Origin of the sequence: Coprococcus sp. RTP31081st1_H1_RTP31081_211007, from assembly GCF_040227275.1 — a bacterium.
Taxonomy (GTDB): Bacteria; Bacillota; Clostridia; order Lachnospirales; family Lachnospiraceae; genus Coprococcus; species Coprococcus aceti.
On the sequence record NZ_JBEHVP010000005.1, the window covers coordinates 230224 to 254329 of the forward strand.

The window sequence follows — 24106 nt, forward strand, 5'->3', positions numbered from 1 at the left end:
GCATTACTCCACTTCTCTGTAGAACATTTCGACAAGCTGCTCCTTTAACGCCGCATCGTCAACAATATATTCATCATAATAATTCTCTCTCTCATATGAACCCGGGAACTCATACATTCCGTCATCAGTAAACTCCGCCCCGGCAAATTTCCACGCCAGATACAGCATCCCGGTTCTGGATATGTCTGTTGATATATATCCCGACATCTGTTCATACATATCCCATATCTTCAGGGGATTTCTCTTAAGCTTTTCCTTTAGCAGGCCGCACCATGCACACATGTACTGCTTCTGCCTGTCCATACGGGCGGCATTTGTTCCTATATCCTCCGAGGCACTGTTGCGCTCCGTCACATAATATACCGCCTGCTCCCCCGACAGTGTCACTGTCTCGCCCTGGCGTATATCTGCTCTGTCCAGATCCTCCATGGCTTTCACCGTCACTCCTCCGACAAGCTCGTTCATCTTGCTGATCCCATCAAAGTCAAGCGTCACATATGCATGTATCGGAAGTCCGTCAAGCAGTTCTGATACCGTATATTCCGTGAGTTCCGCACCGTCAGCCACATCACTGCCATATGAAAATGCCAGTGCTGCCTGAAGATTCTGGGTCGTGATATATTTGCCCGCAACACCAAATACCTTGACAGGTGCCAGAGTATCCCTGTTGATATTCAGGCATCTTATCGTCTTGTCCCTGACATTGAGTGTGACAAGTATCAGGGCATCCCCCTGTCCCACGGTGTCAGCCTCTCCTCTGGCATCCACACCGATACACAGTATATTAATGTTGTCTTCATCATACATGTAGCTGTGACCTTCATACAGCATTTCAGCATCCCTGGATCTTTGTCCTCTGAGGGAGCTTCTGCCCGCATGAAGATATGCCGCACATACCAGGATCACCGCCACAACTATAGCCAGAACAGCCACGGCTGCTATGAGTAATTTTTTCTTAACTTTACTGTTACTTTTCATGTTCATGTTCTCAAAAAGCGGCACGGAAACTTCCGTGCCGCTCTTGTTCTTATCTTATATGCCTGACGTACTGCAATGCATCAATATTTCTTATCGATTATGCATACAGTGGATACTTCTCTACAATACTCTTTACAAGCTGCTCAGCCTTTGCCTTATCATTGTCAAGGACTGCTGCCTTTATGGCGTCTGCTATGATCTCCATGTCAGCCTCATTTGCACCTCTTGTGGTAACGGCTGGTGTACCAAGTCTTATTCCACTTGTTACAAATGGTGACTTAGGGTCGTTTGGAACAGTGTTCTTGTTTGCTGTGATATGAACCTCGTCAAGAAGCTTCTCAACTTCCTTACCTGTAAGTCCAAGTCTTTTGAGATCCATGAGCATCAGATGATTGTCTGTTCCGCCTGATACAATATCAAAGCCTCTTGCCATGAGTGCCTTTGCAAGTGCTGCCGCATTCTTGACAACCTGCTCCTGATATGCCTTGAACTCAGGTGTAAGAGCCTCCTTGAAGCATACTGCCTTACCGGCTATCACATGCATGAGAGGACCGCCCTGGATTCCAGGGAATACGGCCTTGTTGAAATTAAACTTCTCATTTATCTCGTTGCTGCACATGATCATACCACCACGAGGTCCGCGGAGAGTCTTGTGCGTTGTGGTTGTTGTCACATGGGCATATGGGATTGGGCTCATGTGAAGTCCTGCTGCCACAAGTCCGGCGATGTGTGCCATATCTACCATGAGATATGCTCCAACCTCATCAGCGATCTCTCTGAATCTCTTGAAATCAATAGCTCTGGCATATGCTGAAGCTCCTGCTACGATAAGCTTTGGCTTGCACTCCTTTGCGATCTCGAGAACTCTGTCATAATCTATAAATCCGTCATCGTTTACACCGTATGGCACGCAGTGGAAATACTTTCCAGACATGTTGACCGGTGAACCGTGGGTGAGATGTCCGCCGTGATCAAGATTCATTCCCATAAATGTATCGCCAGGATTAAGTATTGCGAAGAATACTGCCATGTTTGCCTGTGCTCCTGAGTGTGGCTGTACATTCACATACTCACAGCCAAACAGCTCCTTGGCTCTCTCTCTCGCAAGGTCCTCAACAACATCCACATACTGACATCCACCGTAATATCTCTTACCAGGATATCCCTCTGCATACTTGTTGGTGAGATGGCTGCCCATGGCTGCCATAACCGCCTTTGATACGATATTCTCGGAAGCTATGAGCTCCAGATTGTTATTCTGTCTGTTGAACTCGTCTGTCATTGCTGCCGCTACTTCTGGATCTACCTTTGTTATCTCGTCAAAACTGAACATCGAATTTACCTCCATCAAAAATTTGTTCCTATTATACTCATATATATCACTGTTTTTCAACAGTAAAATTTAACATGTCCTTGTACTGGCCATACTCGTACTCATTATAAAAATATTCCTCAGGTCTTGCGGATATTCCAAGCTCGTCATACCATTCGCCGAGAAGCTTCTCTCTGAGCTTTGTCTTTGTCGGCTCCGCCAGCGTGTTGTAGTTCCACAGGCTGAAGTGAAGAGCGTAATTTATATAGTCCTTCTCTATCTCTGTGTACAGACCGTGATCCTTCAGCATCTGTCTGAGTGCCAGCAGCATGTGATAGAAGTTATCCCACGACTTCTCTCTGGTCTTGGACAGCGAATCCCGGGTATCCACTCTTCTGTGGATGAGTATCTCACTTACTGTACATATGCGCTCAGCCAGCACCAGCGCGCTGAACACGAACAGCGCATCATTTGTGGTTCTCTGCTCCTGAAATTTCAGATCATTCTTCATCACAAATTCCCTGAGATACAGCTTATCCCACGCCCATCCCACAAATGCTCTGAATATATTTGTGGATATCTGTCTGCGGTTAAACGGCTCATACGGTGGAAGTGCCCACTCTATCATGGCCCACTTCTCATATACATACTCCTCAGTATCCATGTTGTACTGGTCTGATTTGTAGATGACTATCTCCGCCTGCTCCTCCTCGGCTCTGCGGAAAGCCTTCTCTACCATCTCAGGCTCGTAGAAATCGTCGCAGTCGAGAAACAGTATATATTTTCCTGTTGCCTCCTGCATTCCACGGTTTCTTGCCGCACCCGCTCCGGCATTCTTCTCTCTTATAAGTACGATCCTGTCATCCTTCTGCGCATACTGTTCTATGATCTGCGACGAATTATCGGTGGATCCATCGTCAACGCATATTATCTGTATATTTCTAAGGGTCTGTCCGGTTATCATGTCCAGACATCCCTCTATGTAACTCTCCGCATTGTATACTGTCAACACAATCGATACATCAATCACTGATACACCCCCTCCATCTCATCTGTTAGTTTCTATGCAAAAGCTTCTTTACAGCCTTCTTCAGTGTCACCGGAACAAACATCACAGCCTTGCCCACACGGAAAGTGGTTGATGTCTCATAGTTGATCCGCTGAGCTTCCATCTCTCTTCTGAGTTCATCATTTTCTCTGTGACTCGCATCCAGCTCTTCAGCGCGTCGCCCCAGTTCATTGTTAAGGTCAAATATCTTTTTGCTGTAGACTACCTTGCCGAGATAATATCTCTTGAGAAATCCCGGATCCTTAGCAAGAACATAAAGCCCTGTCTTCTCCTCCTGGCTGAACAGCTCCTGGTCAAGCTCATCAAGTTCCATGCTCCTGTGGAAATCAACAGCCATACGCTCAGCAAACTGCCAGCCCGCATCCTCTGTCATCCAGTGAAGCATCTCGTAGTAACATCTCCATCTCTGAAGAGTGTAATATCCCTTCCACTTCTCCCACACAGACCAGTCCTGCATGAGATGATCCTTTATGCGGTCGTAGGTTATATTGACCGTGTACGCCGCATCCACATCGTCTATCCACACTGTGTCTATCTCAACTCTGTCACACATGTCACAGGCTGCAAACATCGCCCTATCAGCATGTACAAATGCCATCCACAATATATACAGATCAGGAAACAGCCCCTGCTGATGTGCCTCCACTCCGTCGCAGTATGTGTCCAGAAAGCTTCTGCTGTAAAGCCCCGCGCACACATGCCGTATCGCTATCGATATCTCAGGAGACGATGCCAAGCTCATAACCACTTCCCGCTGGACACTGTCATCCATTCTGTCATCAAACACTCCGATAAATTCCAGTTTTCCCTGCACGGCCCTTTCTGCCAAATGCTTCACAGCCTCCTCCGAAACAGCCACGCATGGTCTCGCCAGAAAAACATAATCGCCAAGATCTATCTTTTTTAAGCTGACATTCTCTGTACTCACTCCCTGCCCTCCTCATGTAAATTTCAAATAATATACCGAACATTTTTCATCAGCGCCAATTATACCATTAATTTCATTTTTTGTGAATACAGAGAAGGGCACAGGAGTATTACCCCTGTGCCCTTCTCTGTATGACCTGTATTATTTTATCTCTCATTTCCTGCCACAAGAGCCGTTCCATCATAATCGATGACTATGGCTGACTGTGTGCTCACGCTGCCCGCAAGTATCATCCTGGCAACAAGCGTCTCCACATTCTTCTGCAGATATCTCTTGAGCGGTCTTGCACCATACACCTGATCATATCCCTGATCGATGATGTGCTGCTTTGCACTCTCCGTAAGTTTGATAGTGATCTCCCTGTCTGCCAGTCTGCTGTTGAGATCTGCCATGAGAAGATCAACGATACCACTGATGTTGTCCTTGGACAGTGCCCTGAATGTAATGATCTCATCAATACGGTTCAGGAACTCAGGTCTGAATCTGCTCTTAAGCTGAGCCATTACGTCATTCTTCAGTTCATCTGTGATCTCTCCGCCGGCAGCTGCAATATCTGCACCACCGATATTTGATGTCATGATAATGATCGTATTCTTGAAGTCCACAGTTCTGCCCTGAGAATCCGTGATACGTCCATCATCAAGCACCTGAAGGAGCACATTGAACACATCCGGATGTGCCTTCTCTATCTCATCAAAGAGGACAACCGAATATGGCTTTCTACGAACAGCCTCTGTCAGCTGACCGCCTTCATCATAACCTACATATCCCGGAGGCGCTCCTATAAGTCTTGACACACTGTGCTTTTCCATGTATTCACTCATATCGATACGGACCATGTTCTGCTCATTGTCAAACAGCGCCGCAGCAAGACTCTTTGCAAGCTCTGTCTTACCTACACCGGTTGGTCCAAGGAATATAAATGAACCGATTGGCTTGCTAGGATCCTTTATTCCTGCTTTTGATCTGATGATCGCATCGCTGACATACTCAACAGCCTCATCCTGACCTACAACTCTCTTCTTAAGTTCACTGGCAAGATTAAGAGTTTTACTCTTTTCACTCTCCGTAAGTTTTGCAACAGGTATTCCCGTCCACTTGGATACGATCTTGGATATCTCGTCCTCTGAAACCACCTCATGTACGAGCTCCCTCTCCTTATCTGAAGCTGTAGACTCAGCCTCTGCAAGTTCCTTCTGGATAGCAGGAAGCTTACCATACTGAAGCTCTGCTGCCTTGTTCAGGTCATAGTTTCTCTGAGCAGCCTGTATATCGGCCTTGACCTGCTCCATCTCTTCCTTGAGTGTTCTTATCTTCTCAACTGCAGCCTTTTCATTCTCCCACTTTGCTTTCAGGGAATTTGCCTGATCCTTGAGTTCTGCCAGTTCAGCCTGAAGGTCTGCCAGTCTCTGCTTTGACAGATTATCCTCCTCCTTCTTAAGGGCTGTCTCCTCAATCTCCAGCTGCATTATCTTACGTGTGATCTCATCCACTTCAACAGGCATTGAATCAAGCTCTGTCTTGATCATGGCACACGCCTCGTCAACAAGATCTATTGCCTTATCCGGCAGGAATCTGTCTGTTATATATCTGTTGGAAAGAACCGCTGCACTTACAAGGGCACCATCTGATATCTTAACTCCATGGAACACCTCGTACCTCTCCTTGATTCCTCGAAGGATAGATATTGTATCTTCAACGGTTGGCTCATCCACCATAACCGGCTGGAAACGTCTCTCAAGAGCCGCATCCTTCTCTATATACTGTCTGTACTCGTTCAGTGTTGTGGCACCTATACAGTGCAGCTCACCTCTGGCGAGCATAGGCTTAAGCATGTTTCCCGCATCCATTGCACCATCAGTCTTGCCTGCTCCGACGATAGTGTGAAGCTCATCGATGAACATAATCACTTCACCCTCAGACTTCTTAACCTCATCAAGGACATTCTTAAGTCTCTCTTCAAATTCACCTCTGTACTTGGCACCAGCCACAAGAGCTCCCATATCAAGTGCAAATATCTTCTTGTTCTTAAGTCCCTCTGGTACATCACCTCTGAGTATCCTCTGTGCAAGTCCCTCTACAACCGCAGTCTTACCTACACCAGGCTCACCGATAAGCACCGGATTGTTCTTTGTCTTCCTTGACAGGATCCTGATCACATTTCGTATCTCAGCGTCACGTCCTATTACCGGGTCAAGTTTCTGCTGTCTTGCCCTCTCGACCAGATCATATCCGAACTTCTCCATAGCCTCATATGAGCTCTCCGGATCATCACTGTCCACCTTGTGGTTACCTCTGATTTCTGCCAGCTCCTTGAGGAATGCATTCCTGCTAACTCCCCAGCCTTTAAGAAGCTCCTTGATATCCGAATCAGCCTTATCCACCATGCCGAGGAACAAATGCTCAACAGACACATATGTGTCGCCCATCTGCTTTGCTTCCTTCTCTGCCTGGATGAGAGCCTTTGAGAAGTTATTTCCGGCATACATATTGCCACCGCTGACCTTCGGCAACCTTGCCAGCTTATCCTCCACCGCATTCACGGCACCAGTAACATTCACGCCCATCTTCTCAAATATCTTGGCTATCAAACTGTCATCTATCTCAAGCAAGCCAGCCAAAAGGTGCATCTGCGTAAGTTCCTGATTGTCGTACTCCAGAGCTTTTTCTTTTGCTTTCTCTACAACTTCCAACGATTTACGTGTGTATTTATCCATCTCCATAGCTGTTTACCTCCTAAACTAAACTTTCAGGGAACTGATACCTTAATATCACTTCCCTGTCTGATGATAATATAACACACTCGTTAGCACTCGTCAACACTGAGTGCTAACATTTTTTTATTATTTTAAATTATTTCTCTCTATGGTAAACTACCACCCCGGCAGCCCCTAATAAACATGCCATCATGACTATGAGCATCAATGCCACATTTCCGTCATCTCCGGTATTTGGTACACCTGACCCCTTTTTTGAGTCTGCTACAGTTGTATTCTCTGTTGAGGTCACGTTAGTTTTCTCATCGGTTGTCTGTCTCTCTGTTGTTACCTTCTCTGTCGTCTGCTCACTTGACGTTGGTTTTTCAGTTGAAGGTTCATTTGTAGTCGGTTCATTTGTTGCTGGTACATTCCCCTTCTTTACCACTACCTTTGCAGCAGGAGATGCATAATAATTTTTGGTCTCCTTATATCTCACATAATAATTTCCATCTGCAAGTTTCTTAAGTACCGTGCTTTCACAATCCAACCATTTTTTCTTGTCGACACTATATTCCATTGACGTCTTCAGATTAGATATCTGACCATCATTTTTCCCATCCACAGTCTCTGCCGTTGCGACCAAACCTGTAGGTGCCTTCTGCTTTGCCTTATCTATTGTGAACTCTTCCACGATCTGTCCGTGCATGGTATTCTCACCCTTGATAGTAACTGTAGCTGTTCCCGCATCAATATTATCCGCATATACACATGAGTAACTTTTTCCCTCTGTCAGAGTCTTTCCGCCATAAGAAACCGTAACCGCAGGTTTCTTTTCTTTTCCATCGTACACATACGATTTTGGAGCAATGCTGACAGCGACATCTGCACCATCCGACAAGCTGCGGTAACGGAGAATAAAATCCTTAGCCTTGGCTCCTGTCTCATCATCAATGATTGTCGTTCCTTCTACAGAAAGTCCCTCTGGTACAAACTCCTTCACACCGTCAAATCCATCTGCAATATGCCCAAAGTTGCTAAGTCCGTCACTGTTCTGTACCGTAAATACACAGTCTGTATCCATCTCAAGTTTTTCAAACCAACACTGTGAACCGTTGAGCGTCACATTTGAGCCATTATTCAGACAGATTCCATCTTTTGTCATCCAGTTGATACTATCCGTAATGAATTTGACATTTGACAAAGTCAGCATAGCATTAGTAAATCCAACACTTCCATTTGTGATACCGCAATTTAATGTTCCGTTTTTCACGTATAACGAATAATCAAAATTCATCATCTGCAAAGTGACACTTTTACCGTTGAGATCTATAATGATATGTTTATTATGTTCACCATCATTGTATCCTATAGAAGCCGAAGGATCATATATATCACTAATTATACATATTGTATAGCCATTCTGTGCGGCTGCAAATGCATCAGCCAGTGTAGCATATGATCCGATCTCATCGCCATTGCCATCCGTCACAATTGCCACATCCCCATCCGCGGCCTGCACCTTCACAGAGTTCTTTCCCGCAATAATCACTACAGCAAATATACATGCCATAATCAACCCAGTTACCAATTTCTTTGATTTCATAATTATCCCTTTCCTCCTGTCTTTAATCCCTGGCAGTTACTGCCAGATATTGCCATCAACATAACAAATAATTATAATACACTGAGTTTTTTAGTAAACTAGCCAAACGGCTAGTTTTTAAAATTAAATGACTAAATGCATAACTTTAGTACGAAAAAGAACCAGCACTCAAATGCCGGTTCTCCCTGTTATGATATTATTCTATTATCACAGCTCCTCACCATTGGTCTCTATAACATGTTTGTACCAATAATAAGAATCCTTCTTGTATCTGTTCAAAGTTCCACTGTTCTCGTCCTCTTCTCTGTCCACATACACAAATCCGTATCTCTTCTGATATCCGTTGAGCCAGCTGAGAAGATCTGTGTAAGACCATGTGCAGTATGCCAGGACACGGCAGCCATCATCACACGCTTTCTTGAGCTCCTCTATGTGATGTTTCAGGTAATCTATCCTGTACGGATCATGGATCTCCCCATCCTCGAACTTGTCAAATGCACCAAGACCATTCTCAGATATTACGATCGGAAGGTCGTATCTTGAAGTGATCTGTCTGCAGCACATGCGAAGTCCCATCGGATCGATGGTCCAATCCCAGTCTGTCGTAGGAAGGAATTCATTTGCAGGATTCTTGTAAAGTCCCGGAACACCCTGAACCTTTGCCGTGCCCTTCTTGCCGGTCGTGTTCATCTCGTGAGTCGTTCCCACTCCGTTTATCGGGTTGTGCTCGACAACGCATGACTGATAATAGTTTACACCCATGAAATCTATGAGACCTGCAGCCTTCCTGAGGATATCCTCGTCACCGTCCTCCATAACCGGAGTTAGATTCTTGCTCTTGAGGTAAGCAGCGGCAGCCCTTGGATAACGACCATAGGCATACATATCCATCCAGTAGAAGTTGTTCAGATCATCATAATCCATCTTCGCCATCGCATTTTCAGGCTTTCTGTCAAATGCGTATGACGGTGTGTATGCGAAGGATGAACCGACCTTAGCATCCGGGCAGATCTCCTTGAGTGCAATAACGCTCTTGGCGTGTGCCATAAATGCATGATGGTTTACCTGATAGAACATCTTCTGGTCATCAACCTTTCCTGGTGGGTGCATTCCTGCATTCCAGCCAAGACCTGTAAATACATTCTGCTCATTCATGATTATCCAGTGCTTTACCCTGTCACTGTATCTCTCAAACAGAACCTTTGCGTATCTGACGAAATCATCGACTATTCGTCTGCTCTCCCATCCGTGATACTGCTCCTCAAGTGCCTGTGGCATATCCCAGTGGTACACTGTTACCATAGGAACAATTCCATACTTAACCAGTTCATTGATCAGGTCATCATAGAACTGTAAGCCCTTTTCATTTATCTCGCCATTGCCATCAGGTATGATCCTTGGCCAGGATATTGAGAACCTGTAAGTCTTAAGTCCCATCTCCGCCATAAGTGCCACATCTTCCTTGTATCTGTGGTAATGGTCAACCGCCTTATCACCTGTCGTAGCCTTAAATGTTTTTCCCGGGATCCTTACGAACTGATCCCAGTTGGATGGGCCTTTGCCATCCTCATTCCACGCTCCCTCTATCTGATATGCAGCAGACGCACTGCCCCACAGGAAATCTTTCGGGAAGCCATTTGATCTGTCAAAATACATAAACCGTCCTCCATACTATATAGAATCTGTATAGCATGCCTTCAACATGCCTTTGTCGTCATATGCTACAGACTGCCCAGCACATCTCCTATCTTATCCGCTATCAGAAGATCTGCATTGCTGTCCGACTGTGTCGGGGACATATTTATAACCACCAGTTTCCGCCCCCTGAAATATCTGATAAGTCCTGCTGCCGGATACACAACAAGCGATGTACCACCGATTATCATCGTATCCGCCTCGGATATATACTGGAGTGCCCTCGACATATTGTCCTCATCAAGTGCCTCCTCATACAGCACCACATCCGGTTTTACAGTGCCTCCGCACTTTTCACACTTAGGCACACCATCCGAATTGACTATATAATCCAGGTCATAGAAAGCATGGCATTTCTCACAGTAATTTCTATGAACAGAACCATGGAGCTCTATGACATTCCTGCTACCTGCCATCTGGTGAAGTCCGTCGATATTCTGCGTTATCACCGCTTTGAGCTTTCCCTGTTTCTCAAGCTCCGCCAGCTTTATATGAGCCTTGTTCGGCTTTGCATCAGCAAATATCATCTTGTCCTTATAGAATCTGTAAAATTCCTCCGGGTTACGTCTGTAAAAGCTGTGGCTGATTATAGTTTCCGGCGGATACTTATACTTCTGATTATACAGTCCATCCACACTTCTAAAATCTGGTATACCGCTCTCCGTCGATACTCCTGCACCGCCAAAGAAAACGATATTATCCGAATCTTCTATGATCTGTCTCAGCTCATTCAACTTTTCTGTATCCATATACATACACCTCCAGACAATGACTACTGTGTCTCAGTAACCTTTACCATAACTGTACACGTATTTACCACGGTGTACTTATCTCCATCAGGGACACTGAGCGTGATCGTATTATCGCCATATGAGAGCTTGGAAGCATCTATGGACAGCTTCAGGCTCTTGGCCGATACCTTGGACACCGCACTTGAGATTCCACTCACGGTTATCGTATTGCTATCACCCATGCTCATCTCATAGCTGTATCCACTCTGCTTGCCCCTCAGGATGATATCCCCTGTGGTCACCGTTATATTTCTTGTAACTGATTTCTCGATCGCTATCTTCACATTGATGTATGCGCTCTCCTTTGTCACGACCACACCCTCTGGAAGATACTTTGATACATCAAGTGTCGTCTCAACATCTGCTGTACATCCGCTCACATCAACATCCGTTATATCAAGGCTTGTTATATCCTTTATTATCGATGCGTCTCCACCTATATCAACGGTCTCCGGTACATATGTTATATCTGATACAAGATATCCATCCGCAGGATCTCCTGTGACATCCACATGAACAGGTATATTCTTAGTCTTGTATACCGGAACTGTGACTGCTATCGATATCTCATCGTAGGATATCGACTTGTCTGATATCTTCTCACCATCAGCGGTTACAAATACAGGCGTACAGTTTGTCGTTATATCATCCTTTGCACTGGTCACATCAACTGTCACCTCTGCACGATCTATGCTCGAAACTATACTTGCAGCACCCTTTATCGTTATGAGGTTTGGAGCTGCCACACTGTTACCAACCGTATATCCGGAAGCAACCTCGCCTGTTGTCACCACGGACACAGGAACTGACACTGACTTCTCGTCCTCAAGTTCAACTGACAGCACGTTGTCCACAACAGTTATGCTGACCTTTTTAGCTATGTTGGTGCTGTTCGCAGTTACAGTGATAGGCACCGCATTTGTTATGGATATCTTTGACATATCCGCTACAGCCTTGAAATCCGACGCATCAAGATCGCTTATAAGTGATTTACGTCCTTTGACGACTATATCCACGGTATCACCTGAAGTTATCGTGTACAACTGATTCTGACTTGTTATGGCGTCAGTATTTACCAGATTGACCGGAATGTCCCTTATGGTCCTTGTCACGGCTGAATCATCGATGTTCAGTACAAGAAGCCACACCAGAAATCCAAGCACAACCGACAGAAGCTTAAGACCTATATTGCTGTATATCTTATTTGCCTTTTTCTTAGGCTCTGCGCTGTTATTTTTCATTCTCATCAGCCTCCTTTCTGGAAGCTTTATTCTTATTCTCCACAACGACTCTCTTTCTCCGCTTAACCGGACGGGCACCTGAAGACCTGTGGCTCTTTCTTCCATTATACTCCTTGCACAGCGTCTGAAGATGCCTTCTCACGCCCTCGCTGTCCAGATTCCTGAAGAGCTCGCCTCCCTGTGCAATGGATATTGAACCTGTCTCCTCAGATACGATAAGAGTCATACTGTCTGACACCTCACTGATACCTATACCGGCTCTGTGTCGTGTTCCAAGCTCCTTGTTGATGGAGTCATTTGCAGACAGTGGCAGATAACATGTGGCAGAAACTACCCTGTTCTTTCTTATGATCACCGCACCATCATGAAGCGGTGTGTTGTGCTCAAATATATTGAGAAGTAACTGGTTAGTCACGACCGCATCGATCGGTATTCCCGTATCAATATACTCGCCCAGTGCAACTTCATTCTCAATGACTATGAGTGCACCGGTACGGTTTGCAGACAGGACCTGGGCCGTCTTCACAAGCTCATATATCGTTTTCTCCGATATAACACCATCATCCTCGCCATCTCGTATAATGTAATTGATCAGCTTCTTTCTTCCAAGCTGTTCAAGTCCTCGTCTGAACTCCGGCTGGAACAGGATCACCACCGCTATTATTCCCACACTGAATGCATTCTTAAGCAGATATAAGATCGTATTGAACTGGAACACCGCCGCAATGGCAGTGAAGAGCACGATCATAACTATACCCTTCAGAAGAGTCCATGCTCTGCTCTGCTTGAACCACAACATGATCCTGTATATAAAGAATGACAAAATAAGTATCTCTATTATATCTACTGTGCCTGGAACTGTTATATAAAACCAATCAAAATACGTTGATATAAACGTTGATATCTTATCCATTTCATCCTCCTTTCGGTATATAAATACTCCGTATAATTAATGTGACCTGACAAAAGTCAGGTCACTCACATGTAAGCTCTTTTCAATGTATCTATCTTGTTGATCCTGTAACAGAATCTTCCTTTGCCGCAGACCGGCTTCTCTGTGCGCCTGATCCGGACGAAGTCGACCTCTTCTGCTGTGGTCTTGGCGATGGCTGCTCTCTTCTGGCTGCCTTTCTCTGGGCACCACCCATGACCTTTGGCACAGCCTTTACATAGTAGTAGTAGTCATCGTCCTCAAACTGTGTATTCTCAACACTTGAGTAGTCCACAACTATCTTGAAGAACTGAACCACTATGGCCACCAGTATCGCCAGTATGCATCCAAGCAGAGCCCCCGCAAGGGATACCTCAACTTCCATGGACAAAGTTCCAACCAGGAACAGTATGATCTCTACCACACCGCCTGTGATGATGGCAACGTACCATGAATATGCAAATGACATTCTATATATTATGTATGTAAGAACTATAACAACTGCAAACACTATTATGGTGAGCAGAAGTGTCTTATCCTGCACCAGATGCTGGAAAATATACTTGTATCCCTCTATCAGATCACCCTCTGCTGAACTTGAGCTTAAAGCAACGTAATCAGCAGTATGCTTCAGGAAGAAGTAGAATATACAGCCAAATGCTGCAGGAACCATTCCTGTGAATCCAGCTGTCATTCCAGCCAGGATCGGCATGAAATACTGGAACTTTATAATGTAAAAGAATGGCATAAACAGAATGATCCATGATGCCTTAGGGAAAAATCTTATATATACACAATACATTATCACAAATATGACAACAAATGAGATTCCAAGCTCCAGACTTGCGCTGGCAACCTGGGCACATGCGTACAGTCCTGCAATGGCAAGTGTGAGCTGGCCTGAAAGGAACGCACACACAAAAGCTGCTGCCAGGACCACTACGATACTGCTTATCGTGCTGTTATATCCTGTAAGATGGTTTATTGACCAGAACACAACAAGTGCCAGTATAAACTTACACAGTGGTGAAACAAATTTATCATACTTACTACAAAAATTCTTTACTCCATCGCGGAAATCCAGAAGTGTTGACATTATCAGTTAGCCCTCCTCTTTTTTTTGACAGAACGGCGTGTTCCGTCCTCGTTCTCATAAAATTCTATCAGTTTCTTAAGATTCTGGTTATACTTTATGAGTTTTGGCTTTGCCTTCATATATCTGTATGTATATAAGACCCACGCGAAAAGCGCAAATGCAATACACACCACTGCATAGCCGCCCACAATGCTGCTCGCCACCTTCACATAGTCAAGCTCTGTGAGCTTCTCAACTATATCTGCAAGATTATAGTATATGTAAGCTGCGGCAAAAACTACAAACAGCACCGTAGATGAAACAATTGTCTTAAGACAGTTAAGCTTCACATAGTCACTTTGAAAATATTTACCCTTTTCGAGATCCTCACGCCCAAGCGACTCCTTGTACATGGCGATCTTCGTCATTAGAATGACCTTTTCTTCATTTACCATTGCTCGATTCTATCTCCTTATTCTGGTCACTTTTCCACAAATGACCATAACTAGCAGTATTATACCCCGCGTCTTAATATTGCGCAAGTTTTATATTTAGAATTTAATGTCTATTAATGTATGATCACCAAGTGCGTCCGCCGTAGTAATCATGTTCATTTTTGTATGTCTCGTATGCATCCATCTCCTGATTTCGTTGCTCAAGACTGTCTCCCTGGATGGCATCGAGCTGCTTTCGTATCTCCGATTCCTTATCAGAAGACTGAGGCTCCTGTGTATCCTCTTCGTTTTCATCGTCACTGCCCTGATCCTTCTGGTCATTTGGATCCTGATCACCTTTCTGATCCTGTTCCTCCGTCTGCTTCCTGAGCTGTTCCTCAAAGGCATCTATCTCATCCTTCAGAGTCTGTGCATCCTCGTAATGTCCATCCTCATCATCCCTATGAGCGCAGTCATTCTCTATGAGAATGTCCTTTGCCCCCTCAAGTATGTCTATCACCTCATCCAGATTCTCTTTGGTAACACCCTCAGGATCTATCTGCTTCACTATGGACAGCGCAAGGTTGACCCTTGTCTTACAGTCGGACTCACCACCCGGCTTCTTTTCAAGTGCCTTACGAAACTCCTGCTCGGCGCCCTCGTAATCTCCCTGACTGTAATATACATCACCAAGATTATAATGGTATATATGTGGCTGAGTAAAGCCAAGCACGGCGTTCACTGTGCTGTCCACATATTGTCCCTTTTTGTATTCACTTATAAAATGCTCATTGCACAGATAATTCACCAGAAGCACCGCCATACACAGCAGGCTGACAGCTCCGGTCACTGCAGCAACGATCTTTATTATTCCTGATCTGTTTTTCATTTTATGACTTTCTTTCTCATATCAAAAAATTCATATACAACAAGTCCTGCAAATAATGCTGCAAACAGATAATATATATCCACATATCCTATGGTCTTACCCTTATCCGTTGACTCAGCGGTTCCCCGTGACTTCTCCACAACCTTATCCAGCGCAGAACCATCGTTCATATTTATATAGTCGACGCCCAGATCATCGGCAATCTTTTTCAGATTATCCTCATCGATCTTCGACACCGCTGGTTTATACGGGTAGTCCGATGTGTCCTCAAGCAGCTCCTTCCGGTCATCGTAATATGATTTCACATACATGTTACCGCCTTCCTTTGTGCCGTACCCCAACACTGCGCCTCCATCAATATATTTTTTCGCCCCGTCAAATGACTTGAGTCTGTCGTCGTTGGTTATTTCACCATCGCTTATAAAGAACACGACCACATTTCCATCATTTTTCTCCTTTGCACGCTTAAGGGTATCCGTCATCACATCTATGCAGACATTCATGGACGACCCCCTGGCATATAGCGAATCCAGCGGATATATTGAATCCAAAACACTTTTTGCAAAATTTGAATCATCCGAATATGGCGATATCAGATTTGCACTATTATTGAAAGTTATGACTGCAAATTTAGCACCGTCCATCTCATCAACTATGTGCTCGCAGTCTTTCTTCACCGCCGTCAGCCTCTCTGTATCCCCAGCATAATCCTGAGCCAGCATGCTTATGGTGTCATCCACAACGAACAGCACATATGTGTCAAGCTTCCGGACACTTGTCTCCACGTTGCTGCTTGGGACCATGATCCTCAGATTGATGAGAAATATCAGTATGATGGCAGCTATCTGCCTTATATATGCGCTTCTCTTCCGCCTTTTCAGGAACGCCATGCCAACGCACAATATGAGCATAAGCCAGATTGGTATAATTGGATCTATTCTCATAATTCTCTCCTGTAACGTCTTATAATTTGAGCCAGCGGCCAAGTCCTAGCATTCCTGCAAACAGAACCAGCATCAATACAAATGGATATAACAGCTCAGGTGTCTCAACATCCACCATCCTCACCTTGACCAGATTCTTACTCAGCTTTTCTATCGATGATACTATCTCTCCAAATGATCCGGATTCCTCCTCAAGATAGAATTTACCACCGGTCTTCTCCACCGCATTCTTCATGGACTCCTTGTTTTCCGGTGTCATCTCCTTTGTTCCAACTCCATACACCGTGACATTGTTTGAAACACATATATCGGCCGCCTCATCCAGAGTTGCCACCGGTGTTCCCTGTATATCATTGTCAGTGGAGAATATTACCACCTTTGTCCTCTCCTTGTCAGCATCCGAAAAATCGATTGCCGCAGCAGCAAGGCCGTCCCCTATAAGTGAGCTTCCCCTCTGCTCATTTCCAATCAGAGTTCCAGATGATATATATGCCTGATAATATATCCAGTCGTACCCCGATGAAAATGCATCGTCCAGATTCACTTCATTTCTGCTCTTCAGACACTGTGCGATCAGATCAAGCTGATCCTTCACATACTCATAATCATCCGTGAGCGGAGTAAGCAGCACCGGACTTGTGTTAAATATCACGATTCCAAAACGTTCGCCCTGAAGCTCATCAACTGTTTTCTTCAGCTTGTCCAGCAGATTCTCGTTGAGATAATCCACGGATGTTGATATGTCGATACACAGAATGATGTCCCTGCAATACTTTTCATCCTGCATACGCCTGCTCGTGTATGGTTTTGCCATGAGCAGGAATGCCGATACGACAACCAGTACGCAGCATATGAGCGTGGCTGTAAGCCCGGTCTTATATAATATTTTTCTTTTCCTGAAATATGCCTCATCTTCCTGGCATATGAGCCCTGCGATCTTTTTTCCTCCGGCATATTTCTTTGTCTTTTTGTATTTCACAAACACAAATACCAGCATAAACAGCGCAATAGCCAGGCCTGCATATAGAACAATATGATATTTTATTGCCATCTCTCAATCAAACTCCTTGTCTTCTCAAGGGAAGCCCTCACATCACCATCGGACTTTCTTGCAAATTCCGGCGCATAATACTCAGCCACAAGATAGTACAGCTCCGGCATGTTTAATCTTTCTATATCATACAGAGTATAATTCTGAACCCTTATGCCGGTTGCAGCATGAACAAATCCCCTGATACAACGGCTCATACGCTGATATGCACCTCTTACATCAAGTTTTCCCTGATCATACTGTCCCGCAATATCCGCCAGTTCTGACAGATATCTGGCCTTCACTCTACCCATATCCATAGGCGCAGGCTTCACCACCTTCGGCAGCTCCGCCGCCATTTTTCTACGTCTTCCCAGATACCAGCAGACACCAAAGAACAACAGCACTGCGGCTGTTATCGCTCCGGTCAGCACGATCGGCCATACCACATACGAAAGCGGCTCCTGCAAATTCACTGAACTTTCCATATCTTATATCTTCTTCCTCTTATCTCCGGGCATCAGCCCATTTAACTACTTTCCAGAGCTCTCAGTCTTGTGCTTGTTGAGCAGCTCTACTATCTTTTCATCCATGCTGTCAGAAGACCTGACCGTCAGGTACGAAATACCAAGTTTCTTAAGCTTGTCGTCACAGGCACTTGAAAGCTCCTGCCTTTTCCTCTCTTCTTTCTTTGCCAGCTTCATGTCCCTGGTAAAAAATTCAGGAATATATGTGTCACCGGATATGTCATATACATTCTTACCGTTCATCCCGGCATCCTCAACATTTATAAGCAGTATATCATGCAGTACCTTTAACTGCTTTACAGTTGCCTCCGACATATTCAGGATACCTCTGGTGTCCGTCACCACAAGTATGATCATTCTCCTCCTGAAATTCCTCGCAATGAAGCTCAGCGCATCCCCCGTATCCGAGTCATTAGTCATGGTAACGTTCCTGTGGTAACCCGCAAGAATATTTTCGACATTTGCAAAGCCTGTCTTAAACGGATAGTGCTCCACGCCCCTGTCTGAAACATAAGTAGCGCTCACATAATCACCATTGTCACACACCATATATGCCAGGGTTCCTGCCGCCATAAGTGCAACGTCACTCTTCTCCTGAACATCATTGGCATATCCAAGCATACGTTTTCCGGCATCCATCACCAGCATTATATTATGCTTCTTCTCGGCGATATACTGTCTGACCAGAAGCTTCTGGCTCCTGGCAGATGCTTTCCAGTCCATGTCCTTGATATCATCGCCAACGACATACTCCCTGAGCTCATCAAAGTTCATACTCCTGCCCTTATAGATGGAATTGTACGAACCATCGATTATCCTCGACGTTGCCTTGGTAGTATATATGGTCTTATATCCCTTCATATTTCCCTGTATTCTGGATATATATGTCATCTTCATAATTAACTGTCTTCCCCTACGGCGTCTTAACCGAACCTATTATGGCATCTATAATCTTCTCAATCTTCACGTCTTCCGCAACAGCGGCAAATGTAAGCATGATCCTGTGTCTCAGGACTGAATATCTGAGTGCTTTCACATCATCAGGAACACAATATCTTCTCCCATTTATAAGTGCGATTGCCTTTGCTACCTCCATGAACGCAATAGCCGCTCTTGTGCTCGCACCCATGGCAACATACTGTGCAAGCTCAGGTGCAAGTATCTTATCCGTCATTCTGGTTGCCTGAACTATATCAACTATATATTTCTTTATCGCCGGATCTATATAAATCCTCTTGCACAGCTTCTGAAGATACACCACATCGTCAACGCTGGCAACGGACTTCACGTCTGAAAAAACTCCTGCCTCCACTCTGTTGAGTATCTCCATCTCATCCCTTGCGCTTGGATATGTCACAGTCTCCTTGAGAAGGAATCTGTCAAGCTGTGCCTCTGACAGCACATACGTACCCTCAGATTCGATCGGATTCTGGGTCGCTATTACCACGAACACCTCCGGCAGCTTATATGTCTTTCCTCCTATACTGACTTCTCTCTCCTGCATCGCCTCCAGCATGGCACTCTGTGTCTTCGCACTGGACCTGTTTATCTCATCGAGTAGTACAAAGTTCGAATAAACCGGACCTATCTTATCCTCAAATGTATTGGTCGCCATGTTGTACATCTGGGTTCCAATTATGTCGCTCGGTATAAGATCCGGTGTACACTGGATCCTTGAAAATGATCCATTAACCGCCTCTGTCATAACCCTGGCAGCAGTGGTCTTGGCAAGTCCTGGAACGGATTCCAGAAGCACATGACCGTTTGTCATCATTGCAACCAGAAGTGAATATCCCAGATAAGGCTGTCCCACAACCTTACTGTTATAGTAACTCAGCAAATTGTTGATTATCTCCGAAGCCTTCTGGACTTCTTCATTTGTTATCTCTCTGTTATCCTGCATAACTACTCTCTTTCCTTTATTTATTATGATGTCTGTCTCCCCGGCATCTATGGTATATAGAATATACCTTTACATGTGATTGCTCAAGTTAACAAATATAAAGTGCCCATGCTATATTTTGTCCATATAAACAAAAAAGTGACCAGGGGGTACCTGGTCACCATAATGAGGGGAGAGAGGATTCAAATAAATGAAAACTCTACTCTCACATATTAACTTATGTTCCATCATAAGTCAACTATTTTTTTCGTTAAATATACCTTTTATTTACAATTTGATCTGCCTACTCCGCATCCGCTACTCTAGTATCCGCATTCACATAACTTGCAGGATTCCTGCGCTTGATGACCCTGAGTACAAATATCAGAAGAACCATCATTGCTATGAATATCGGAAGCATGATAAACCACTTAACATGCAGATGGTATGTAAGCGGTCCAACTATAGCATATGACACGAATGACATGATAGCCGCTGTTATCGCATATGGAAGCTGTGTTGCCACATGATTTACATGGTTACACTGCGCTCCTGCTGATGCCATGATAGTGGTATCTGATATAGGTGAGCAGTGATCTCCACACACAGCTCCAGCCATACATGCTGATATCGCTATGATCATAAGCTCATTATTCTTACCCTCAAATACTGCACACACAATAGGGATAAGTATTCCAAATGTTCCCCATGATGTTCCTGTTGCAAACGCCATGAGACATCCAACTATAAATATAACCGCAGGAAGGAAACTAAACAGACTTCCCGATGCAGATGTCATTGCTGTCTGTACAAAATCCTTTGCACCCATCATATCGGTAGTTCCCTTGAGCGTCCATGCGAATGTAAGGATCAGTATAGCCGGTACCATTGCCTTAAAGCCCTCTGGTATAGCCTCCATACATTTACCAAAATCCAGGACTCCTCTTATCACATACAGAAGAATTGTAATAAGCAGTCCGAACAAGCTTCCAATTGCAAGTCCAACAGATGCATCACTGTTTGAGAATGCCTCTACAAAGCTTACACCGCTGAAGAATCCACCTGTGTAGATCATTCCTATAATGCAGCAGATAACAAGACATATGATAGGTATTATAAGATCAACTACCTTGCCGTTGCTGTTGACCACATCAGTCTCCTCTGCTGTGACAGTCTTCTTGCCATCTCCCATTGAGAGAAGATCTCCCTTCAGGGCATTGAGCTCATGCTTCTCCATGGAACCAAACTCAACCTTCATAACGATCATTGCGATCATCATCGCAAGTGTGAGGAATGAATAATAGTTATATGGTATGGCTTTTATAAACAGACCAAAGCCATCCTCACCCTTTACAAATCCACTGACGGCTGCAGCCCATGATGATACAGGGGCTATGATACATATAGGTGCCGCTGTTGCATCTATAACATATGCAAACTTCGCCCTTGATATCCTGTGTTTATCAGTTACAGGCTTCATAACACTGCCGACTGTGAGGCAGTTAAAATAGTCATCGATAAATATCAGAACTCCCAGAAGAACTGTGCAGAGCTGCGCGCCCTGTCTGGTCTTGATATGGGTAGCTGCCCAGTCACCAAATGCCTTGGATCCACCTGCCTTGTTCATAAGTGCAACTATGGTTCCAAGAATGACAAGGAATATCAGTATACCTACATTATATGAATCTGAAAGCTGTGCGATCAGTCCATCCTGCAGTACATTCGATATACTGCCCGTAAAACTGAATCCGGAGGCAAACACACTTCCTATTACAATTCCTATAAACAGTGAACTGTAAACCTCCTTCGTTATAAGTGCCAGCGTGATAGCGACAACCGATGGTACAAGTGCCCAGAATGTCGCATATGTCGATGGCGATGGAATCTTATCTACATATATAGACAGAATTCCGAGAACCGCAATAATGAGAATTACCACGGCAATGGCAATAAGATTTTTCTTGCTACTCTTCATCTTGATCCTCCCTGATCTTTTTTCGTATGCATATTATCTGTGATAATTCATCTGTGGAATAATGTATTATCACGTCATATAAGTAAAGTTATATCACATAAGCATGCCATTTGAATAGTGCAAATGTCTGATTTATTCCTTTTCAGTCAAAAACAGTCAAAATTTATTATGAATATGTGAATATGACGGAAAACAATCAAATGCTATTGCATAAATAACATTTATGTCATATTATCAGCTTGTAAGCAAGAGATACAAGAACAGCAGAAACATCTTCAGCTTACACTGGAATTTGACAATTTACTATTTTTTGTTTTTACTCCCTTTTTTCGTAGTCAGAAATGACTACACCCCCCAATCCCTTAATTGACGCAGCCGTCAAGCGGCTGCGTCCCTCCCTTAAAGGTGAGTAATCAAAGGTTATGATATATTCAATATCAGCTCACAAAAAATCTTATATAAATAAAAAGAGCAGAAGCATGATCGCCTAATCGTGATTCTGCTCTTTTATTATTATATATCTCTTCTGTATTGCGCAACTTGCCTGTGTGCAACTTGCGCAATATCGTTGCGTTATGTTACATTAGATGATTTTTTACGATTATACATGCAAAAGTAGTCAAAAACAGTCAAAATCGCCAACAAATATGGCATTATAACCTAAATGAGCCAAATGCTATTGCAATCCTGATCCATTTATCATATTATCAACTTGTAAGCAAGAGATACAGAAAAACAACAGAAAGCGTTGACAGCTTACACTGAAATTTGACAATTTACTATTTTTTGTTATTTACTCCCTTTTTTGTAGTCAGAAATGACTACACCCCCCAATCCCTTAATTGGCGCAGCCGCTTGACGGCTGCGCTCCTCCCTTAAAGAGAGTAAAGCTAATATATGAGTTATACTCAATCGGCTCACAAAAAACTTTATATAAAAAAAGAAGCAGAATCATAATCGCCTAATCATGATCCTGCTTCTTTTTTATTCTTCAATAAATCCCTTGAAGTTCTTCTCCACCAATTTTCTGGGCACCATGACCTGATGATCACAGCCAGTACATCTGAGTCTGAAATCCATTCCTACTCTGAGTATCTCCCAGGAATTCGTTCCACAAGGATGCGCCTTCTTCATCTTTATAACCTGTCCAACCTCAAATACCATTCTGATATCTCCTCCTTCGGAATCCTATAAATATACATACTGTACGTTTTGGAGGGCTTTGCCCGCATAAACAAATAAAAGCTGAAACTCATAAAAGTTTCAGCTTTTCATCTAGTGCCCAAAGCTGGAATCGAACCAGCGACACGAGGATTTTCAGTCCTCTGCTCTACCAACTGAGCTATCTGGGCTTACATAAAAATAGCGGGGACAGGATTTGAACCTATGACCTTCGGGTTATGAGCCCGACGAGCTTCCAGACTGCTCCACCCCGCGGCAAAAAAATAAAATGGGCGGAGATGGATTCGAACCATCGAAGCATTACGCAGCAGATTTACAGTCTGTCCCCTTTGGCCACTCGGGAATCCACCCATTTATTGCTTTTGGCAACTTCTTGCTTTAAGCAAAAAGCCGATGATCGGACTCGAACCGATAACCTGCTGATTACAAATCAGCTGCTCTGCCAATTGAGCCACATCGGCATATTTAATTGTCAAATGACCCCAACGGGATTTGAACCCGTGTTACCGCCGTGAAAGGGCGATGTCTTAACCGCTTGACCATGGGGCCAGGTTTTCAAAAGCAGCTCCCCGAGTAGGGCTCGAACCTACAACCCCTCGGTTAACAGCCGAGTGCTCTACCATTGAGCTATCGAGGAATATCACCTGGTAAACCACGGCGTCTTTGTCAATGTTAACACATTTGACTTGAAAATGCAAGTGTTTTTTATATTTTTTTAACTTGTACCTTCAGAATTTCACACAGAAAGAGGTATCTTCTAAAGCTTATCTCTTAGAAACCTCTAAGGATAAGTCCTCGACCTATTAGTACTTCTCAGCTGAGTGCGTTACCACACTTACACCTGAAGCCTATCAACCTTGTAGTCTTCAAGGGGTCTTACTCCGAAGATGGGATATCTTATCTTGAGGGGGGCTTCACGCT

20 protein-coding genes, 6 tRNA genes and 1 rRNA gene are annotated in these 24106 nt (G+C 44.3%); all 27 read right to left on the reverse strand.

Features of this window, described 5'->3' with window-relative positions:
* Positions 1–3: 3 nt before the first annotated feature.
* A complete protein-coding gene (locus ABUA31_RS10020) occupies positions 4–978 on the reverse strand; it encodes an LCP family protein (RefSeq protein ID WP_158576563.1) in 975 nt (324 codons plus the stop codon).
* Between the two features lie 97 nt (positions 979–1075).
* The gene (gene glyA / locus ABUA31_RS10025; RefSeq protein ID WP_015533968.1) at positions 1076–2311 is read right to left on the reverse strand and encodes a serine hydroxymethyltransferase; all 1236 of its coding nucleotides are present in this window, start codon (positions 2309–2311) and stop codon (positions 1076–1078) included.
* A 46-nt stretch (positions 2312–2357) separates the two neighbouring features.
* Positions 2358–3320, reverse strand: a complete 963-nt coding sequence (locus ABUA31_RS10030; protein WP_055147031.1) for a glycosyltransferase family 2 protein — start codon at positions 3318–3320, stop codon at positions 2358–2360.
* Between the two features lie 25 nt (positions 3321–3345).
* Positions 3346–4287, reverse strand: coding sequence for a hypothetical protein (locus tag ABUA31_RS10035; RefSeq protein WP_055147034.1), 942 nt, complete (start codon positions 4285–4287; stop codon positions 3346–3348).
* 146 nt (positions 4288–4433) lie between these two features.
* On the reverse strand, positions 4434–7010 hold the full coding sequence (clpB, locus tag ABUA31_RS10040) for an ATP-dependent chaperone ClpB (RefSeq protein WP_055147037.1): 2577 nt from the start codon (positions 7008–7010) through the stop codon (positions 4434–4436).
* 130 nt (positions 7011–7140) lie between these two features.
* Positions 7141–8589, reverse strand: a complete 1449-nt coding sequence (locus tag ABUA31_RS10045) for an LPXTG cell wall anchor domain-containing protein (protein ID WP_055223250.1) — start codon at positions 8587–8589, stop codon at positions 7141–7143.
* A gap of 207 nt (positions 8590–8796) precedes the next feature.
* The gene (locus tag ABUA31_RS10050) at positions 8797–10245 is read right to left on the reverse strand and encodes a glycoside hydrolase family 1 protein (RefSeq protein WP_055223249.1); all 1449 of its coding nucleotides are present in this window, start codon (positions 10243–10245) and stop codon (positions 8797–8799) included.
* Between the two features lie 65 nt (positions 10246–10310).
* Positions 10311–11033 carry an NAD-dependent protein deacylase gene (locus ABUA31_RS10055; RefSeq protein ID WP_022216138.1) on the reverse strand — a complete coding sequence of 241 codons (723 nt, stop codon included), beginning with the start codon at positions 11031–11033 and terminating at the stop codon, positions 10311–10313.
* 23 nt (positions 11034–11056) lie between these two features.
* Positions 11057–12316, reverse strand: a complete 1260-nt coding sequence (locus tag ABUA31_RS10060; RefSeq protein ID WP_022216139.1) for a CdaR family protein — start codon at positions 12314–12316, stop codon at positions 11057–11059.
* Entirely contained in the window at positions 12306–13229 is a 924-nt protein-coding gene (gene cdaA, locus ABUA31_RS10065) for a diadenylate cyclase CdaA (protein ID WP_055147046.1), read from the reverse strand. The genes ABUA31_RS10060 and cdaA overlap by 11 nt, the downstream gene beginning before the upstream one ends.
* A gap of 91 nt (positions 13230–13320) precedes the next feature.
* Positions 13321–14343, reverse strand: a complete 1023-nt coding sequence (locus ABUA31_RS10070) for a hypothetical protein (protein ID WP_022216141.1) — start codon at positions 14341–14343, stop codon at positions 13321–13323.
* A 2-nt stretch (positions 14344–14345) separates the two neighbouring features.
* A complete protein-coding gene (locus ABUA31_RS10075; protein WP_015533974.1) occupies positions 14346–14777 on the reverse strand; it encodes a hypothetical protein in 432 nt (143 codons plus the stop codon).
* 124 nt (positions 14778–14901) lie between these two features.
* Entirely contained in the window at positions 14902–15645 is a 744-nt protein-coding gene (locus tag ABUA31_RS10080) for a tetratricopeptide repeat protein (protein WP_022216142.1), read from the reverse strand.
* Complete coding sequence (locus ABUA31_RS10085) at positions 15642–16589, reverse strand: vWA domain-containing protein (protein WP_015533976.1); 948 nt, start codon at positions 16587–16589, stop codon at positions 15642–15644. Before ABUA31_RS10085 ends, ABUA31_RS10080 begins: the two co-directional genes overlap by 4 nt.
* A gap of 19 nt (positions 16590–16608) precedes the next feature.
* On the reverse strand, positions 16609–17640 hold the full coding sequence (locus tag ABUA31_RS10090; RefSeq protein WP_022216143.1) for a vWA domain-containing protein: 1032 nt from the start codon (positions 17638–17640) through the stop codon (positions 16609–16611).
* Positions 17631–18107 (reverse strand): hypothetical protein, encoded by a 477-nt coding sequence (locus ABUA31_RS10095; protein WP_055147058.1) that lies wholly within the window; start codon positions 18105–18107, stop codon positions 17631–17633. The genes ABUA31_RS10090 and ABUA31_RS10095 overlap by 10 nt, the downstream gene beginning before the upstream one ends.
* A gap of 45 nt (positions 18108–18152) precedes the next feature.
* Positions 18153–19043, reverse strand: coding sequence for a DUF58 domain-containing protein (locus ABUA31_RS10100; RefSeq protein ID WP_022216145.1), 891 nt, complete (start codon positions 19041–19043; stop codon positions 18153–18155).
* 16 nt (positions 19044–19059) lie between these two features.
* Positions 19060–20049: an AAA family ATPase gene (locus ABUA31_RS10105; RefSeq protein ID WP_015533980.1), complete on the reverse strand. Its 990-nt coding sequence runs from the start codon at positions 20047–20049 to the stop codon at positions 19060–19062.
* 283 nt (positions 20050–20332) lie between these two features.
* A complete protein-coding gene (locus ABUA31_RS10110; RefSeq protein WP_022216147.1) occupies positions 20333–22003 on the reverse strand; it encodes a Na+/H+ antiporter NhaC family protein in 1671 nt (556 codons plus the stop codon).
* Between the two features lie 984 nt (positions 22004–22987).
* Complete coding sequence (locus ABUA31_RS10115) at positions 22988–23167, reverse strand: DUF951 domain-containing protein (RefSeq protein ID WP_015533982.1); 180 nt, start codon at positions 23165–23167, stop codon at positions 22988–22990.
* 115 nt (positions 23168–23282) lie between these two features.
* Positions 23283–23355, reverse strand: a tRNA-Phe gene (locus tag ABUA31_RS10120).
* An 11-nt stretch (positions 23356–23366) separates the two neighbouring features.
* Positions 23367–23440 (reverse strand) — tRNA-Met (locus ABUA31_RS10125).
* Between the two features lie 14 nt (positions 23441–23454).
* Positions 23455–23536 (reverse strand) — tRNA-Tyr (locus ABUA31_RS10130).
* Between the two features lie 37 nt (positions 23537–23573).
* Positions 23574–23646 (reverse strand) — tRNA-Thr (locus ABUA31_RS10135).
* A gap of 16 nt (positions 23647–23662) precedes the next feature.
* Positions 23663–23734: transfer RNA gene (locus tag ABUA31_RS10140), tRNA-Glu, on the reverse strand.
* A gap of 16 nt (positions 23735–23750) precedes the next feature.
* Positions 23751–23822: transfer RNA gene (locus ABUA31_RS10145), tRNA-Asn, on the reverse strand.
* Between the two features lie 146 nt (positions 23823–23968).
* Positions 23969–24106, reverse strand: a 23S ribosomal RNA gene (locus ABUA31_RS10150); the annotation flags it as partial.

Bases quoted from the DNA above. Each gene is read 5' to 3' on its own strand.
- ABUA31_RS10105 (WP_015533980.1), bottom strand. From the start codon at position 20,049: ATGCAGGATAACAGAGAGATAACAAATGAAGAAGTCCAGAAGGCTTCG.
- ABUA31_RS10100 (WP_022216145.1), bottom strand. From the start codon at position 19,043: ATGAAGATGACATATATATCCAGAATACAGGGAAATATGAAGGGATAT.
- ABUA31_RS10070 (WP_022216141.1), bottom strand. From the start codon at position 14,343: ATGTCAACACTTCTGGATTTCCGCGATGGAGTAAAGAATTTTTGTAGT.
- ABUA31_RS10020 (WP_158576563.1), bottom strand. From the start codon at position 978: ATGAAAAGTAACAGTAAAGTTAAGAAAAAATTACTCATAGCAGCCGTG.
- ABUA31_RS10050 (WP_055223249.1), bottom strand. From the start codon at position 10,245: ATGTATTTTGACAGATCAAATGGCTTCCCGAAAGATTTCCTGTGGGGC.
- ABUA31_RS10045 (WP_055223250.1), bottom strand. From the start codon at position 8,589: ATGAAATCAAAGAAATTGGTAACTGGGTTGATTATGGCATGTATATTT.
- cdaA (WP_055147046.1), bottom strand. From the start codon at position 13,229: ATGGATAAGATATCAACGTTTATATCAACGTATTTTGATTGGTTTTAT.
- ABUA31_RS10115 (WP_015533982.1), bottom strand. From the start codon at position 23,167: ATGGTATTTGAGGTTGGACAGGTTATAAAGATGAAGAAGGCGCATCCT.
- glyA (WP_015533968.1), bottom strand. From the start codon at position 2,311: ATGTTCAGTTTTGACGAGATAACAAAGGTAGATCCAGAAGTAGCGGCA.
- ABUA31_RS10095 (WP_055147058.1), bottom strand. From the start codon at position 18,107: ATGGAAAGTTCAGTGAATTTGCAGGAGCCGCTTTCGTATGTGGTATGG.
- ABUA31_RS10060 (WP_022216139.1), bottom strand. From the start codon at position 12,316: ATGAAAAATAACAGCGCAGAGCCTAAGAAAAAGGCAAATAAGATATAC.
- ABUA31_RS10110 (WP_022216147.1), bottom strand. From the start codon at position 22,003: ATGAAGAGTAGCAAGAAAAATCTTATTGCCATTGCCGTGGTAATTCTC.
- ABUA31_RS10085 (WP_015533976.1), bottom strand. From the start codon at position 16,589: ATGAGAATAGATCCAATTATACCAATCTGGCTTATGCTCATATTGTGC.
- ABUA31_RS10080 (WP_022216142.1), bottom strand. From the start codon at position 15,645: ATGAAAAACAGATCAGGAATAATAAAGATCGTTGCTGCAGTGACCGGA.
- ABUA31_RS10055 (WP_022216138.1), bottom strand. From the start codon at position 11,033: ATGGATACAGAAAAGTTGAATGAGCTGAGACAGATCATAGAAGATTCG.
- ABUA31_RS10090 (WP_022216143.1), bottom strand. From the start codon at position 17,640: ATGGCAATAAAATATCATATTGTTCTATATGCAGGCCTGGCTATTGCG.
- ABUA31_RS10075 (WP_015533974.1), bottom strand. From the start codon at position 14,777: ATGGTAAATGAAGAAAAGGTCATTCTAATGACGAAGATCGCCATGTAC.
- clpB (WP_055147037.1), bottom strand. From the start codon at position 7,010: ATGGAGATGGATAAATACACACGTAAATCGTTGGAAGTTGTAGAGAAA.